The sequence below is a fragment of the Streptomyces sp. NPDC050147 genome (genome assembly GCF_040660195.1).
Taxonomy (GTDB): domain Bacteria; phylum Actinomycetota; class Actinomycetes; order Streptomycetales; family Streptomycetaceae; genus Streptomyces.
Genome location: NZ_JBFALJ010000033.1, coordinates 54383 through 69005, shown reverse-complemented (window position 1 = coordinate 69005; position 14623 = coordinate 54383). Strand labels below are relative to the sequence as shown.

Below are 14623 nucleotides of genomic sequence, written 5' to 3'. Positions count from 1 at the left end.
GGTCGCGCAGCCGCCCCGGAGCGAGCGGATCCCGCCGTCAGCGCGTCGCGCTGATCCTGATCCCGGCCACGACGCCTTCGCCTGCGAGGCTCAGCGCCCCGGCTCCTTCGTGACGTACGCAGTCGAGGCGGCCGAGCGCGGTCTCCCGCCCATCGGGTCCGCCGACGGTGATCCCCTCGGTGGCGGCCATGGCGAGCAGGGTCTCGCCCGCCGCGCACGCCACCTCCGCTAGCCGGTCGGCAGCCACGGTGATGATGCGCACCTGCGCCGTCGCGCGGCCCCTGCGCGTCATCACATTCATGTCGCGCACCGCTCCGGCCTTCAGCAGGCAGTCCGTCGTCGCGTCACCGGAGAAGGCGAAAGGACGCAACGGCTCCACCAGTTGAGGGGCACCGTCCACGGTCAACACCATCCCTTCGCCCTCGACCAGGGTGATCACGCGGTCGATCCCGGGAAAGGGAGAGAAGGGTCCGCCCGCGTCCACATCCGCGATACTCACCCGCCAGTCGAAGCCGTCCGAGAGCTCCGGTGAGGCCAAGGGCGCCCGTACGGCGCCCGACGCGACTTCCCGGGTCACACCGCCGCCGTTCTTCCACGGCATGCTGCGGTACTCGCTCCAGCGCAGAACATCCCCGCCCATACGGCGCCGCCTCCTTCTTCCGTCGTCCGGCCGGGCGCCAGCCTACGTGCTCATGCCATGCGGTTGCGGGGCGCACCGGAGTGTCAGAGGCGGGTGCCATGATCTTGGGATGGCCGCCGATTCCCTCACCTTGCAGCAGTTCACCACTCCGGGCGACGTCGCTCCTCGGCTCCGTCGCGCCCTCGCCGAGTGCTGGGCCGAGGTCACCAACGCGGGTGGCGCGGCCGGCTTTCCGTTCCCGCCGGTCGACGTCGCCACAGTGGCTCCGGCCCTCGATCGCATCATCGACGCACTTTCCCCGGACACCAGCCGCCTCCTCACGGCAACGACGGACGGCGAACTCGTGGGCTGGCTCCATGTCCGCCGCGATCGGTTCGAGCTGATCGCACACTGGGGCACCCTGCATCACGTCCAGACCCGCACCGCCGTACGCGGGCGCGGCATCGGACTTGCCCTGATGCGTGAAGTACGAAGGGTGGCCAGGGACGAGATGGGTCTGGAGCAGCTTCGCCTCGCGGCCCGGGGCGGGGTCGGTCTCGAAGACTTCTACGGACGCCTGGGCTGGCAGGAGGTCGGCCGGTGGCCGGCTTCCTTGCGGCTCGCCGAAGGTGACGATCGTGACGAGATCCTCATGCTTCTCGCTCCCCTTTGAGCTCAGGGACGGGGAGGAGCGCAGGGGGCGGATAGCTCACCCCGTACACACGGGCGAACCGGTTGGCGGGTGCGGCTGATCCGCCGAGCCGTTCGAGGAAGAACGCGCGTGCCATCGACCGCATCTGCTCTCCGGTCACATACACGACCCACCTGTTGGACGCGGCGTTGTAGCGGGCCGCCTCCACCGCTGACCGCAGACCCGACGCGGGCCCGTGGTGCAGGCGTCCGCGCAACTCGACAAACCGCCTCAGGGCGTCCAACTCCGCGCGGCGCAGGCCCACCTGTTGCAGTCCCGGCACGGGATCCTCGACGGCCGGGGGAGTGGCGCGTACCTGTGCGTAGAGGAGCGCGTCCCACCCGTCGGCGGTCAGCCGCAGCGCCCACAGAACCGGTCGGCCCGCCTTCGCGGAGAGCTCTACTTGCTCCTCGCCGGATGCCACCCGCGCCAGCCCGAGTCTCACCAGCGGGCCCGCGGTACGTTCATCGAGTCCGGGCCCTGCCGTGGCCCATCCATCGGTGGTGCGCTGCATGTCGGCCACCCGTTGCAGCAGCGCGAAATGCCCAGCCGAGCGCCGCATCCCTGCCCCTCCCGCCGAACAGTGCGTTGCCGCGACGCTAGCGCGCATCTGTGCCTCAAGGGGTGGTGTTGAGTTGGTCTCCTCCTAAAAGAGCCGCTGAAGAGCCGCTGAAGAGCCGCTGTTCTGGCCGTGAACGCCAGTGCGTCGGCTCGGGTACGGACTCAGGGCTCTCGGCGCGAGGTCGCAGCCAGTGAGCCGAGCAGGGCGAGCGCCTCGCTGCTGGGAGAGGCAGGCTCCGCGTGGTAGACGACGAGTTCCTGGCCGGGGGCCGAGCGGACGTCGAAGGTCTGCATGGTCAGCGTCAGCGGCCCGACCTCGCGATGCTGGAAGCGCTTGCGTTCCAATGCCTTGCCCCGGGCGTCGTGTCGGGCCCAGAGCTCGGCGAACTCAGGGCTCCGCTCCAGCAGTTCGCCCAGCACTTGCCGTACCCGCGGATCATCTGGAGCGACTCCGTGGCCGAGCCGGAAACCGGCCACGGAGTTGCGTGCGACCTCGTGCCAGTCGCGATAGAAGGCGCGGGCCGCGGGATCGGTGAACACGACATGCATGAGGTTGTGCGAGTGCGTCCAGCCGTGGAAGAGCGCGTCGGCGATCGTGTTGGAGGCGAGGACGTCATACGCGCGGTTGTAGACGACGGCCGGATTGTGCGGCCAGGCGTCCATGAGGGCCAGCAGACCGGGCTCGACGCGGTCTGTCACCGCGGCGGTCCTGACGCGTGGGCCGATCCCGGCGACCCGGAACAGGTGCAGCCGGCCGTCCTCGTCCAGCCGCAGTGCGGCGGCCAGGGCATCGAGCACCTGCGCGGAGGGCGAGCGCTCCCGCCCCTGCTCCAGGCGTACGTAATAGTCGGCGCTGACCCCGGCGAGCAGGGCCACCTCCTCGCGCCGCAACCCCGCCACCCTGCGGTGCCCCGTGACGGGGAGATTCACCTCGGCAGGGGTGACGAGGGCGCGCCGGGTGGTGAGATATGCGCTGAGCTCGGAGCGTGCCATGCGCCCATGCTAGGCCGGGGCCCGCCGCGCTTCCTGGGTGCGCCGCACCCAGGAGAACGGCACCTCTCCCGCCGAAGCTCCCGCCGGGCCAGCCTCGACGACATGACCACACGACAAACGGAATACGCCGCACCCACCGACCGCAAGGTCGTCCTCGTCACCGGCGCGAGCAGCGGCATCGGCGCGGCCATCGCCGCACGACTGGTGACCGAGGGACACACAGTGGTGGCCGGCGCGCGCCGCACCGACCGCTTGCGGGAACTGGAGAAGAGCACGGCCGAAGCGGCATCCCGCTCCGGCGGCGCGCTGGAGCCTGTGCTGCTGGACGTGACGGACCGCGCGGATGTCGCGGCCTTCGTCGAGGCCGCTCGTGACCGCCACGGCCGCGTCGACGTCCTCATCGGCAACGCAGGCGTCATGCCCCTCTCGCGACTCGACTCCCTCCTCGTCGACGAGTGGGACCGGATGATCGACGTGAACGTCCGCGGCCTGCTGTACGGGATCGCCGCGGCTCTGCCCGTGTTCACCGCGCAGGGCGGGGGGCACTTCGTCACGGTCGCGAGCATCGGTGCCCACGAGGTGGTTCCGACCGCTGCCGTCTACTGCGGCACCAAGTACGCGGCCTGGGCGATCACCGAGGGGCTGCGTCAGGAGGCGGACCCCTCGATCCGGGTCACGACCGTCTCGCCCGGCGTGGTCGACTCCGAGCTGGCCCACACCATCACCGAAGCCGGCGCCGCCGAGGCCATGCGCGCCTACCGGGCCAACGCGATCGCGCCCGACGCCATCGCGGGCGCGGTCTCCTACGCCTTGGCGCAACCGGCGGACATCGACGTCAACGAGATCGTCGTACGGCCCGTACGTCAGCGCTGAACTCACCGCGGGCCCGTTGTCAGGGGCGGTGCACGGCGACCCGGACCCGCTGCCCATCGTGGCCGTCGCGAACGAAATCCTGGCCCTCTGGGGCCGCCCCCAGATCATCAAGACCCGCCTCGAAGGCGACATCGGCCCCATGTCCCAGGGGCGAGCCCCGTCACCCGCTCTCCGCGCTCATCGCGCCGACGGGCATCGCACTGTTTGGGATCAATGCGGGTGGCTACCCGATCGCTGCGTAAGCACAGCGCTGTGCGACGTAGGCGCCGGTTGGTTGAGACATACAGCCACCGGCGCTGCCGCATGCACAGAACCGCAAACCATGGCCATAGGTGTCGAGAATCTGCGATGCTCGGCTCATCAACGGTTCTGCCGGCCCGACAGAGGCGGCCCGAGGAGACGATAGGCGGAGCGGGTGGCTTCCTCACCGGACCCTCTCAACACATCTGAACCGAACCCTCGTTGCGATCCCGGGCAGCAAGCCCCCGACGATGGGTGTGCGGAGGAGATCGCCGAGATCAAGGCGCTACGCACAGAGGTCAATCACCTGCATCGCGCCTTGGAGTCCCACCCGTCCATAGACCAGGCGCGGGGGATGCTGATGACGCTGGGGCCGTGTACCCCGGACGAGGCGTGGGAGATCCTGGTCGAGGTGTCGCAACACTCCAACACCAAACTGCGCGCGGTGGCGGAGGAGTTGATCGCGACAACAGAGGGCGAGCCGCTGCCGGGCCCGGTCCGCGCGGCGCTCGGCGAGGCACTGAGAAGGCGGCAATCGGCTACGGGGTGAGCGTCGATCAAGCCGTTCAGCCCCTCAGCTGCGCGAGGTCGGCCGCGTCGAGGCGTAGGCCTGCCGCGGCGAGGTTCTCGGTGAGGTGCGTGGGGGAGCCGGTGCCGGGGATGGCCAGCATGTTCGGTGAACTCGCGAGCAACCAGGCGAGTGCGACCTGCGTGGTCGTCGCCTCGTGCCGTTCGGCGATGTCTGCGAGACGGCCGTGCTCGATCGGGTCGAAGCCGCCGCCGAGCGGGAAGAACGGTACGTAGGCGATGCCGTGTTCCTCGCAGCGCGCGAGTACGGCGACGTCATCCGGGCGGTGCACGTGGTACTGGTTCTGCACCGCGACGACGGGCGCGACGCTCCGCGCCTCGTCGAGTTGCGTCACGTCGACGTTGCTGACTCCCAGGTGGCGGATCAGCCCTTCCTCGCGCAGCTCCGCCAGCGCCGCGAACCGCTCGGCCACGCTCTCGCCGCCGGGCTCACTCATGCCTCCGACGCGCAGGTAGACGAGGTCGAACCGGTCGAGCCCGAGGGCGCGCAGGTCATCGGCCACCAGCTCCCGCAGCTGCTCGGGGCCGGCCTGGCCGGTGGGCATGCCGTCCGCTCCGCGCAGCGGGCCCACCTTGGTGGCTATCAGCAGCGCTGCGGGGTAGGGGGCGAGCGCCTTGCGGATCAGGTCGTTGGCGCTTACGTCGCCCCGAGCGTAGAAGCCCGCCGTGTCGATGTGGTCGACTCCCGCCTCGACTGCCTGCCGCAGTACCGCGACACCGGTCCGCGTATCGCGTGCCGGCCCGGCGAAAGTGCCTGCCGCCAGCCGCATCGCGCCGAAGCCGAGCCGGTTGACGCGGAGGTCGCCACCGAGCATGAACTGGCCGCTCGCAGCGGCCGTGATCTGTGTGGTCATGTCCCCAGCCTCGACCCGCGACGGCCACCGACGGTCCGGATGGCAACCTGTTGCCACGATCGTGAGGAAGACTGGGAGGGTGACCGACCAAACGACGCTGACGCTGCACGGCGAGGAGGAATTGGTCGCGCGGACCGCCCAGTTGTTCGGCGAGACGACGCGGGAGTTCTTCTGCGCGGCCAACGACCTGCACACCTGGTCCCGGCCCGAGGCCAGAGCGGCGATCGCGCGCCGTCTTGGCCCGCGGACCGCTGACGGCATGGTCGTGCGCAAGCTCTACACCCCCGCCGTGCTGGCCGACGAGGAGCAGCGGTTGCACCTCTTCGCCGTTGCGGCCGCCGGCGGGCAGGTGCGGGTCCGCGCCGCGACGCTGCCGCACGAGACGATCATCATCGACCGCAGGGTGATGATCCTGGCCGGGCGCGGTGGCGCCCGCGGCCGTGAGTTCACGATCACCACCGCACCGGCTCTCGTCGGGGGCGTACACGCGCTGATGAGCGCCACGTGGGACGCCGGCACCCCTCTCGACGCCTATCTGCGACGCGAGATCGAGGGCCTGGACGCCGACTCGCTCGCCGTGCTGCAGGCACTCGCGGCCGGCCTCACCGACGCCGTGGGCGCGCGCCGCGTCGGCATGTCCGTACGGACCTATCGCAGACGGGTCGCCGAGTTGATGACGGCACTGGAAGCAGACTCGCGCTTCCAGGCCGGCGTCAACGCGAGCCGCCGCGGCCTCACCGGCAGCTGACCGGCCACCGGCGAGAACCGCGTGTCAGGCGCCACGGAACCGAGCACGGCTGTCATCGGCTACTGTCCCCGGTGAATGATCACGGGGATGAGGAAGCCATGATCGGACGGTGGTACACCGCATTCGGCGTCAACCTGCTGCTCGGCGTCCCTGCCGTCATCCCGCTCTGGATGCTCTACTACATCGGCGCGACCTGGGCGCACCCGGCGCCAGAGGAGAACGACGGCCTCGGCATCGTTCTCGTCGGCTTCGGAATCCCCATCGCCTGCTGCGGCTTCCTCTGGTGGGCCGTCAACCGCCCCTTCGCGCGCAGGACGCACCTCCCGCCACCCCAGTACTGGGCACTCAGCCTCCTCGGCACATTCGCCCCCGCCATCATGCTCGTCTGCGTCAATCCCTGAGCGGGAGATCCCGGTCAGCGTGGCCTCGTCAGTCATGAAGCAAGCCGAGAGCCCTCACCTCAGTCAGGTGACCCGCATCACACTCGCTTCCTGTCAGCAATCGTGGCGCCATCCCGTTCAAGGGGCACGTGCGAACGAGACAGGAGCAACGCCATGAAGCACCGCATCGTCGTCCTCGGCGCCGGCTACGCCGGAGCCTTCGCCGCCGGGAACCTGGCCCGCCGGCTTTCACCCGCCGACATCGAGATCACCGTCGTCAACGCCGAGCCCGTCTTCGTCGAGCGGATGCGGCTGCACCAGCTCGCGATCGGTCAGGATCTCGCGGTCCGCAAGCTCGCCGACGTCTTCGCGGGCACCGGGGTACGGCTGCGCCTGGCGCGTGTCACCGGCGTCGACCCCGAGCGCAGGACGGTCGCTGTGACCGGCGACGACGGAGACGGCGAACTCCCCTACGACACGCTTCTCTACGCGCTCGGCAGCTCCGTCGCCCACCATGGCGTCCCCGGCGTGGCCGAGTACGCCTTCGACGTGGCCGGCCGGTCCTCGGCGCTGCGACTGCGTGAGCGCATGGCGGGCCTGAGCGCGGGCGGCACCGTCCTTGTCGTCGGTGAGGGGCTGACCGGCATCGAGACGGCCACCGAGTTCGCCGAGTCGCGGCCCGACCTGTCCGTCGCCCTGGCCGCCCGCGGCGAGCTGGGCGCCTGGCTCTCGCCGAAGGCCCGTGGCCACCTGCGCCAGGCCTTCGACCGGCTCGGCGTCACCGTCCACGAGCACACCGGGATCGAAGCCGTCGAGCCGACACGGGCGATCGCCGCCGACGGTACGTCCATCCCGGCCGAAGTGACCGTGTGGACTGCCGGGTTCGCCGTCCACCCGATCGCGGCCGCCAGCGGCCTGGAGGTCGCCGACACCGGTCAGATCGTCGTCGACCGCACCATGCGGTCGGTCTCACACCCGGACGTCTACGCCGCCGGTGACTGCGCGTACGCGATAGGCGAGAACGGCCGGCCGCTGCCGATGTCCTGCGCCTCGGCCGGCTTCACCAACATGCAGGCGACAGGCGCGATCATCGCGCGCCTGACGGGCAAGGAAGTCCCGGCCACCGGGCTGAAGTATTACGGCAACCACATCAGCCTCGGACGGCGGGACGCGATCTTCCAGATGGTGGACGGGGACGCCCGGTCGAAGTCCTGGTACCTGGGCGGCAAGGCCGCGGCGCGGCTCAAGTCGGGCGTGCTCAAGGGGGCCGGTCTTGGCATCGCCCACCCGACCTTCGGCATGCCGAAGCGCAAGCGCAGGCTGTCCACCGCGCCTGACCGGGCAGCCGGTGTGAGGGCCACCGTCTAGGTTGTTCCGCATGGACAGCACAGCCCTCGATCAGTTCGAGGCCAGCCGGGGCCGGCTGGCCTCGCTCGCGTACCGTCTGCTCGGTTCGGCCGCCGACGCCGAGGACGCCGTGCAGGACACGTTCCTGCGCTGGCAGGCCGCGGACCGCGAACGCATCGGGGTGCCGGAAGCCTGGCTGACCAAGGTCGTCACCAACCTCTGTCTCGACCGGCTCCGCTCGGCTCGTGCGCGCCACGAGCGGGCGGCCGGTGCCTGGCTGCCGGAGCCGCTCCTGGAGGGCGACCCGATGCTCGGCCCGGCGGACACCTTCGAGCAGCGCGAATCGGTGACCCTGGCCGTACTGACCCTCATGGAGCGCCTTTCGCCGGTCGAGCGGGCCGCTTACGTCCTGCGTGAGGCCTTCTCGTACGCCCACGCCGAGATCGCCGGGATTCTCGACATCACCGAGTCCGCGAGCCAGCAGCACGTCCACCGGGCCCGGCGCCGGGTCGCCGCGCAGCGCCGCGGCGGCGGCGAGGTGGACACCGCGTCCGCGCGCCGGATCGTCGAGGAGTTCCTCGTCGCCGCGGCGTCGGGGCACACCGAACGGCTGGTGGCGCTGCTCACCGCCGACGTGACGGCGGTCTCGGACGGCGCCGGACTTGCCAGGCGGCTACTGCGGTACACGACGCGCGAGCGCGTCGCCTCTTTCGTGCGGGCGGGCTTCAAACCCACGGCGGCGAAGCGGCGGATGGCCGGCGGTTCCCCCGCGCTGCATGTCGCACTGGTCAACGGCTCCCCGGCTGTCGTCGCGGTGATCGAGGGCCGGGTCGTGGGCGCCGTGGCGTTCGAAGTCAGCGACGGCAAGGTCGCGTCCCTGTACGGGCTCGCCGCCGCGGGCCGACTGGCACGCCTCAACGAGGCCTGGCGGCAACACGCGCCCGACGCGCCGATCATCAGCGCGTGGTGACCGGTGACGACGCCCGAAGCGAACACCCCTACGCATCCCAGTAGTTGAGCGGCGCCGACCCCACGCTGTGGCCTCTGCGGTCAAGGACCCGCCCCACGTGCTTGACCGTACGCAACACCACGGCACGCTCCGTGATGCGCAGATCCAGGTGGGCCAGGCGGCTGTTGAGCAGCGCCTCGGTGGTGTGGACCTCGGACAGGGCCGGCAGCCATATGTCGAGCACCAGGTTGTGCGCGCCCGCCGTGATGCTGCACATGCGCAGGCCGGGCAGGGTCCGCAGGGCGCTCACCGTCTCGTCGAGATGCTGGGCGGGCACCGACCCGAAGTAGACGACCGAGACCGGAAAGCCGGTCAACGGCCTGGCCAGCGCGCAGCGCAGCGACAGGCGCCCGGTCCCGGTCAGTACCCGTAGTCGGCGCCGGACCGTCGCGGCCGAGGCACCGACGGTTTCGGCGAGATCCGTCAGAGGCATGCGGCCGTCGGTGCCGAGCGCCAGGGCGATCCGGCGGTCGAGGGACCGCAGCGGCTCGTCGGGGACCGTGGGCCGCACCACGGTCAGAGCACTTTGCTGCTGCCGGGTCAGGCTGCGCAGCCGCCAGGAGGCTCCCTCGAAGGGCGCCGCGGTGATGACATGGCTGCGTACGGCACGCACGCCCGGCAGTTGCGACACCCGGTCGCCGGAGAGCCGGGCGAGGCCGTCGAGGTCGGCGGCACCGACGATCGCGAGCAGGTCACGCCCGCCCGACGTCTGCTTGAGGCTCAGTACATGCGGGTCGCGGGCGAGTTGGCCGACGGTGTCCTCGCTCAGCCGCCCGTCCATGTCGATCTCGATCTGGGCGTAGACGCCCTCGTCGTGGCCGGGCGACAGGTAGCCGTCGACCCAGGCCACGCCCGCGCGCACCATGCGCTCCCAGCGGCGCGCCACCGTCACCGCGTCGACCTCCAGGACCTCGCCCATCCGCACCCAGGGGATCCGGGGCTGGATCTGGAGGGCATGCACGATGGCCAGGTCCAGTTCGTCCAGGGTGTGCGTTTGCTGCGCATCCATGCGGTGTGCCGAATCCTGCGTCGAAGGCGTCCTGATGAAGGATTCCGGCGATTTTACACAGCCGTGATCCCCGATACCGAGGATCATCGGCCATGAGCCACGCACTGTTCTCCTCCCTGCGCATCATCCGAGCCCGCCTCGTGGACGGCACCGGCACGGCGCCCGTCGCGGACGCCGTCATCGACATCGACGAGGACGGCACGATCGTGCACGCCGGACCTGCCGCCACGGCACCGGAGGCGCCCGCCCGGGCCCGCACCGTGGACGCGGCAGGACGCACGGTCCTGCCCGGCTTCATCGACACCCACGTCCACCTCGCCATCGAATCGCCCCGGCAGATGGTCCGCCGCCACGAGAGCGATCAGACCGTGGAGACCTTCCGGACGGCGGAGCGGCTGCGCATCACCCTTCAGGCGGGCATCACCACCGCCCGCGACCTGGGAGGTCTGCCTGCCGGCTACCGGGACGCGGTGGCCGCGGGCCTGACCACAGGGCCCCGGCTGCACACGGCGGTCCGCATCCTCAGCCACACCGGCGGCCACGCCGACTTCCGCTCGGAGTGCGGATTCGACCCCAGCGCCGGGGTGGGCGAGATCGCCGACACCCCGGACGAGGTACGGGTCGCGGTGCGCCGCCTGCTCCGCTCCGGCGCCGACGTGATCAAGGTCTGTGCGACCGGCGGCATGAGCAGCCCCTACGACCAGCCCGACGACGAGGGCCTGACCGTCGAGGAGATCCGTACGGTCGTCGACGAGGTGGCCCGGCACGGCGGCCGGCCCGTGGCGGCCCACGCCCAGGGCACCGCGGGCATCGTGAACGCGATCCGCGGCGGCGTGAGCAGCGTCGAGCACGGCTACGGCCTCACAGCGCAGGCGCGCGAACTGGCGGGCGAGCACGGCACGTTCGTCGTGCCGACCCTGTCGACGGTGTTCGACGGCATCGACCGTTCGACCATGGAGCCCTTCCACTACGAGAAGAAGGTCCGCTGGTCCGGCATCACCCGGGAGAACATCGCGGCGGCCATCTCCGACGGCGTACGGATCGCGATGGGCACCGACGCCGCGATGGTGCCGCACGGCCGCAACCTGCGTGAGCTCTCCCATCTCGTGTCGCTGGGCATGAGCCCGGAACAGGCCATCGAGGCGGGCACCCGCAGCGCCGCCGAACTCCTGGGCCTCTCCGCGGAGATCGGCACACTCGAACCGGGCAAACACGGCGACCTGGTGATGTGCGACGCGGATCCGCTCGCGGACGTCTCGGTGCTCGCCGACCCCGCCCGCATCGTGCTCGTCGCCCAGCGCGGCGCCGTACGCAAGGACACCCTCGGCCTGGCGCAGGCCGTCCCCGCGGCCGGTGGCGCACCATCGCAAGGAGCCGCCGGATGAGCACATCGACCACCCCCACGAAGACGCCGACCGGCCGGCCGCCGCAGCGATCCGTTCTCGACAAGGTCCTGAACGGCATCGAGCGCGCGGGCAACAAGCTGCCCCACCCGGTGCTGCTCTTCCTCGGCCTGTTCCTGATCATCGGTACGGTCTCGACGGTCCTCGCCGCCACCGACACCACCGTCACGGTGCCCGGTGAGGACAAGACCCTCGCGGTCAAAGGTCTGTTCAGCGGCGAGGGCGTGCGCTGGCTGCTGGAGAACTTCATCCCGAACTTCACCGGCTTCCCCTCGCTGGGCACCGTCCTGCTGATGATGGCCGCGGTCGGCGTGGCCGAGAAGACGGGCCTGCTCGAGACGGCCGTACGCGCCTCCATCGCGAGGGCACCCAGGCGGCTCCTGCCCTACCTGGTCGCCTTCGTGTCCTGCCAGGCGCACCTGATGAGCGACGTCGCGATCCTGGTGATCCCGCCGCTGGCCGCACTCGCCTTCAAGAACGCGGGCCGCAACCCGATCGCGGGCCTCATCGGCGGATTCGCCTGCGTCTGCGCGGGCTACGCGGCCGGCTTCTCCATCGGCGCGCTCGACGCGCTCTACACCGGCATCACGCAACAGGCCGCCGCGGTCGTCCCTGGCGGCGAGAGTGCCCCCACGCACATCCTCATCAACTACTTCTACACCTCCGCGGCCAGCTGCATCCTCGCCCTGATCGGCGGCTTCCTGATCTCGCGTGTCCTCGAACCCCGGCTGCCCCAGCCGGACCCGGCGGCTGAGGGCGGGCCACACGGCGAGGGCGAGGAGACGGCGGAGGGGAGCACCGCACACCCCGCCGTCACGGTCACCGTCACCGCCCGGCAGCGCACGGGCCTGTTGCGCTCCGGCCTCGCCGTCCTGCTCTACGCGGCGGTCGTGGTCACCTGCTGGCTGTTGCCGGGCTCCCCGCTGCGCGGCGAGGGCGGCGCGCTGGTCCCGTCGCCGGTCCTCAACGGCATCGTGCCGCTGCTGTTCGTCGCGTTCGTCCTGGCCGGTGTCGTCTACGGCCGCACCGTCGGCACGCTCAAGCGCGCCGACGACGCACCCCGCATGATGGCCGAGTCGATCACCGGAATGTCCGGCTACATCGTGCTGATCCTGGTGATCTCCCAGGTCATCGGCGTCTTCGACTGGTCCAATGTAGGCACTCTGCTCGCGGTGAACGGCGCGAACCTCCTGGAGTCCGCGGGCCTGACCGGCTTCACCGGCCTGGTCCTGTTCGTCCTCCTGGTCTGCGTCCTGAACCTGTTCGTCACCTCGGGCTCCGCCCTGTGGTCCCTGGTGGCACCGGTCTTCGTCCCGGCGTTCATGCTCATCGGCATGGAACCGGCCGTCACCCAGGCGGCGTTCCGCATCGGTGACTCCGCGACCCAGATGATCACGCCGCTCAATCCGTACGTCTTCCTGATGCTGACCATCCTGCGCCGCTACGAACCCGAGGCACAGCTCGGCACGGTCCTTTCCCGGCTTTCGGTGTTCGTGGTCCCGTTCCTGATCGCCTGGCTCGCGGTCCTCGGCCTCTTCTACGGACTCGGCCTGCCCCTGGGCCCCGGCGCGGACATCCACCGCTGACGGCGAGTCGCCTTGTGGACGGCCATGCGAACGCAAACCGCCCTGCTCGACCGGCTCGTCTACGACAACCCCGAGGTGCTGCTCGCGCCCCTGCGCGACACCGCTCTCCTCGCCAAGCAGGCCGCCACCCTGGACCAGATGTCCGGCGGCCGGCTGGTACTCGGCCTTGGCGTCGGCGGCCGTGACGACGACCATCAGGTCACCGGCATCGACATGCGCATCCGAGGCCGGCGCCTCGACGAGCAGATGGCGGTCATGCGCCGCCTGTGGTCCGGCGAACCGTACGGCGACGACATCGGTCCGATCGGCCCCGCGCCCGCCAGGCCGGGCGGTCCCGAGGTGCTCTTCGGCGGCTTCGAGCCCGCCGCGATCGAACGCGTCGGACGCTGGGGCGACGGCTTCCTCGCCGCCGCGCCGCCTGCCTGGGCAGGTGGTCTGTTCGGCACCGCCCGCACATGCTGGAAGGAGTACGGCCGCGACGGCGAACCGCGCAACGTCGCGCAGGTCAACGTCGCGCTCGGCCCGGACGAGGTGGTCCAGGACGCCCGGACGAACATGCACGCGTACTACGCCTTCACCGGCATGCCCGGCCGCATGGTCGCCGGACTGATCACCACCCCGGCCGAGATCCGCGACGCGATCGCCCGCTTCGCCGATCTGGGCGCCGATGAGGTCACGCTCTACTGCTACGGCCTCGACCCGCACCAGGTGGACCGGCTCGCCGACCTGGTGTGACGCCTCAGCGGGGGGCGGGGCTGCCACAGACCTCGTCCCCCTGCCCGACCCCCTCGACCCCACCGCGCTAGCCGTCGAAGCCCCCGGACCGCTTTGTCCGTCAGGCGGAGCCGACCGACACCTGCCCCCATGCCTGGGAGCGGAACGCGGCAGGGGTCGTACCCGTCCGCAGGCGGAAGAACTTCGTGAAGTCGCTCGCGTCCGTGAAACCCAGCCTCCCGGCGATCTCCTTCGCCGGGAGGCCGCTGTGCTGCAGGAGGCGTTTGGCCTCCAGAAGCACTCGTTCGTCGATGAACTTCTTGGCGCTCACACCGGTGACGGCCAGCGTCGCGCGGGACAGGGTGCGCGGGCTGTAGCCGAGCGCGCCCGCATAGTCCTCCACCCGCCGTGTCACCCTGTGGTCGCGTTCCACCGCGTCGTGAAAGCGCCGGAACACCTCGCTCACCGGGCCCTGCAGCGGTGCCCCGCCCCGTACGGCCGCCAGGCGCAGCACGAGGACCGAGACCAAGTGCCGCATCACCTCCACGTGCGAGTCCAGCGGAAGCGAGGCCATCGCCCCGTACTCGTACGTGAGATGGGCCAGGGCTTGCCGCAGCGCCTGCGCCTGCTCGCCCTCGGGCAGCAGCGGACGCTGCTCGTAGGGAGGGTTCATGTGCGCCGCCGCCACGGTCGCGGGCGGCAGAAAGCCCGGCTGGAACAGGACGATCACCCCGTCCGCGGTGACCAGATCCCGGCCGAACCGCTGCACCTGGCCCGGCCTGATCCACAGCCAGGAGCCGGACGGCAGATCGTGCTCGACGAAATCCACCGCCATCCGCAGCGGTCGCCCGCGGACCACGATCAGCTGATGAAAGGCGGGGCGCAAGGCCGCGTACGGATCGTTGCCGTGCCGCCGCGAGCGCTCGTAGAGACCGCCGAGCTCGACCACCTCGACACCGGTGGGTGCTCCCACGCCCGCCGTGTAGTCCAAGTCCCTGACATCAGGGT

At 70.8% G+C, this 14623-nt stretch carries 16 protein-coding genes; 10 read left to right on the top strand and 6 right to left on the bottom strand.

Going from position 1 to position 14623, the window contains the following annotated elements:
• Positions 1 to 37: 37 nt before the first annotated feature.
• The gene (locus AB0I94_RS36755) at positions 38 to 640 is read right to left on the bottom strand and encodes a HutD family protein (protein WP_363314132.1); all 603 of its coding nucleotides are present in this window, start codon (positions 638 to 640) and stop codon (positions 38 to 40) included.
• Positions 641 to 749: 109 nt separating this feature from the next.
• On the opposite strand from AB0I94_RS36755, the gene AB0I94_RS36750 reads away from it, so the two are divergent.
• The gene (locus AB0I94_RS36750; protein WP_363314131.1) at positions 750 to 1292 is read left to right on the top strand and encodes a GNAT family N-acetyltransferase; all 543 of its coding nucleotides are present in this window, start codon (positions 750 to 752) and stop codon (positions 1290 to 1292) included.
• Here AB0I94_RS36750 and AB0I94_RS36745 read toward each other — a convergent pair.
• Together AB0I94_RS36745 and AB0I94_RS36740 are read right to left on the bottom strand one after the other, a co-directional pair.
• Complete coding sequence (locus AB0I94_RS36745) at positions 1270 to 1872, bottom strand: DUF6417 family protein (protein ID WP_363314130.1); 603 nt, start codon at positions 1870 to 1872, stop codon at positions 1270 to 1272. The genes AB0I94_RS36750 and AB0I94_RS36745 overlap by 23 nt on opposite strands.
• A 161-nt stretch (positions 1873 to 2033) precedes the next feature.
• Complete coding sequence (locus AB0I94_RS36740) at positions 2034 to 2864, bottom strand: helix-turn-helix transcriptional regulator (protein ID WP_363314129.1); 831 nt, start codon at positions 2862 to 2864, stop codon at positions 2034 to 2036.
• Between the two features lie 102 nt (positions 2865 to 2966).
• Here AB0I94_RS36740 and AB0I94_RS36735 point away from each other — a divergent pair, with 102 nt between their 5' ends.
• A complete protein-coding gene (locus AB0I94_RS36735) occupies positions 2967 to 3737 on the top strand; it encodes an SDR family oxidoreductase (protein ID WP_363314128.1) in 771 nt (256 codons plus the stop codon).
• Positions 3738 to 4152: 415 nt separating this feature from the next.
• Positions 4153 to 4527, top strand: coding sequence for an ANTAR domain-containing protein (locus AB0I94_RS36730; protein WP_363314127.1), 375 nt, complete (start codon positions 4153 to 4155; stop codon positions 4525 to 4527).
• Positions 4528 to 4543: 16 nt separating this feature from the next.
• Here the strand turns inward: AB0I94_RS36730 and AB0I94_RS36725 are convergent, their stop codons facing one another.
• On the bottom strand, positions 4544 to 5419 hold the full coding sequence (locus tag AB0I94_RS36725) for an oxidoreductase (RefSeq protein ID WP_363314126.1): 876 nt from the start codon (positions 5417 to 5419) through the stop codon (positions 4544 to 4546).
• Between the two features lie 79 nt (positions 5420 to 5498).
• Here AB0I94_RS36725 and AB0I94_RS36720 point away from each other — a divergent pair, with 79 nt between their 5' ends.
• The 4 genes from AB0I94_RS36720 to AB0I94_RS36705 all read left to right on the top strand — a co-directional run bounded on the left by AB0I94_RS36720 (position 5499) and on the right by AB0I94_RS36705 (position 8864).
• Positions 5499 to 6167: a DNA-binding response regulator gene (locus AB0I94_RS36720; protein WP_363314125.1), complete on the top strand. Its 669-nt coding sequence runs from the start codon at positions 5499 to 5501 to the stop codon at positions 6165 to 6167.
• Between the two features lie 98 nt (positions 6168 to 6265).
• Entirely contained in the window at positions 6266 to 6568 is a 303-nt protein-coding gene (locus AB0I94_RS36715) for a hypothetical protein (protein ID WP_363314124.1), read from the top strand.
• A 153-nt stretch (positions 6569 to 6721) separates the two neighbouring features.
• On the top strand, positions 6722 to 7915 hold the full coding sequence (locus tag AB0I94_RS36710; protein ID WP_363314123.1) for an FAD-dependent oxidoreductase: 1194 nt from the start codon (positions 6722 to 6724) through the stop codon (positions 7913 to 7915).
• A 10-nt stretch (positions 7916 to 7925) separates the two neighbouring features.
• Positions 7926 to 8864, top strand: a complete 939-nt coding sequence (locus AB0I94_RS36705) for a sigma-70 family RNA polymerase sigma factor (RefSeq protein WP_363314122.1) — start codon at positions 7926 to 7928, stop codon at positions 8862 to 8864.
• A 28-nt stretch (positions 8865 to 8892) separates the two neighbouring features.
• Here the strand turns inward: AB0I94_RS36705 and AB0I94_RS36700 are convergent, their stop codons facing one another.
• Entirely contained in the window at positions 8893 to 9912 is a 1020-nt protein-coding gene (locus tag AB0I94_RS36700) for an AsnC family transcriptional regulator (RefSeq protein ID WP_363314121.1), read from the bottom strand.
• A 92-nt stretch (positions 9913 to 10004) separates the two neighbouring features.
• Between AB0I94_RS36700 and AB0I94_RS36695 the strand changes: the two genes are divergently transcribed.
• The 3 genes from AB0I94_RS36695 to AB0I94_RS36685 are packed head-to-tail and all read left to right on the top strand — an operon-like array spanning position 10005 to position 13636.
• Positions 10005 to 11297: an amidohydrolase family protein gene (locus AB0I94_RS36695; protein ID WP_363314120.1), complete on the top strand. Its 1293-nt coding sequence runs from the start codon at positions 10005 to 10007 to the stop codon at positions 11295 to 11297.
• On the top strand, positions 11294 to 12901 hold the full coding sequence (locus tag AB0I94_RS36690) for an AbgT family transporter (protein WP_363314119.1): 1608 nt from the start codon (positions 11294 to 11296) through the stop codon (positions 12899 to 12901). The genes AB0I94_RS36695 and AB0I94_RS36690 overlap by 4 nt, the downstream gene beginning before the upstream one ends.
• A 24-nt stretch (positions 12902 to 12925) precedes the next feature.
• The gene (locus AB0I94_RS36685) at positions 12926 to 13636 is read left to right on the top strand and encodes an LLM class flavin-dependent oxidoreductase (RefSeq protein WP_363314118.1); all 711 of its coding nucleotides are present in this window, start codon (positions 12926 to 12928) and stop codon (positions 13634 to 13636) included.
• A gap of 100 nt (positions 13637 to 13736) precedes the next feature.
• Here AB0I94_RS36685 and AB0I94_RS36680 read toward each other — a convergent pair whose 3' ends face one another.
• Positions 13737 to 14588 carry a helix-turn-helix domain-containing protein gene (locus tag AB0I94_RS36680; RefSeq protein ID WP_363314117.1) on the bottom strand — a complete coding sequence of 284 codons (852 nt, stop codon included), beginning with the start codon at positions 14586 to 14588 and terminating at the stop codon, positions 13737 to 13739.
• Positions 14589 to 14623 lie beyond the last annotated feature (35 nt).

Bases quoted from the DNA above. Each gene is read 5' to 3' on its own strand.
- AB0I94_RS36725 (WP_363314126.1), bottom strand. From the start codon at position 5,419: ATGACCACACAGATCACGGCCGCTGCGAGCGGCCAGTTCATGCTCGGT.
- AB0I94_RS36740 (WP_363314129.1), bottom strand. From the start codon at position 2,864: ATGGCACGCTCCGAGCTCAGCGCATATCTCACCACCCGGCGCGCCCTC.
- AB0I94_RS36745 (WP_363314130.1), bottom strand. From the start codon at position 1,872: ATGCGGCGCTCGGCTGGGCATTTCGCGCTGCTGCAACGGGTGGCCGAC.
- AB0I94_RS36710 (WP_363314123.1), top strand. From the start codon at position 6,722: ATGAAGCACCGCATCGTCGTCCTCGGCGCCGGCTACGCCGGAGCCTTC.
- AB0I94_RS36695 (WP_363314120.1), top strand. From the start codon at position 10,005: ATGAGCCACGCACTGTTCTCCTCCCTGCGCATCATCCGAGCCCGCCTC.
- AB0I94_RS36715 (WP_363314124.1), top strand. From the start codon at position 6,266: ATGATCGGACGGTGGTACACCGCATTCGGCGTCAACCTGCTGCTCGGC.
- AB0I94_RS36690 (WP_363314119.1), top strand. From the start codon at position 11,294: ATGAGCACATCGACCACCCCCACGAAGACGCCGACCGGCCGGCCGCCG.
- AB0I94_RS36700 (WP_363314121.1), bottom strand. From the start codon at position 9,912: ATGGATGCGCAGCAAACGCACACCCTGGACGAACTGGACCTGGCCATC.
- AB0I94_RS36755 (WP_363314132.1), bottom strand. From the start codon at position 640: ATGGGCGGGGATGTTCTGCGCTGGAGCGAGTACCGCAGCATGCCGTGG.
- AB0I94_RS36705 (WP_363314122.1), top strand. From the start codon at position 7,926: ATGGACAGCACAGCCCTCGATCAGTTCGAGGCCAGCCGGGGCCGGCTG.
- AB0I94_RS36750 (WP_363314131.1), top strand. From the start codon at position 750: ATGGCCGCCGATTCCCTCACCTTGCAGCAGTTCACCACTCCGGGCGAC.
- AB0I94_RS36735 (WP_363314128.1), top strand. From the start codon at position 2,967: ATGACCACACGACAAACGGAATACGCCGCACCCACCGACCGCAAGGTC.
- AB0I94_RS36685 (WP_363314118.1), top strand. From the start codon at position 12,926: ATGCGAACGCAAACCGCCCTGCTCGACCGGCTCGTCTACGACAACCCC.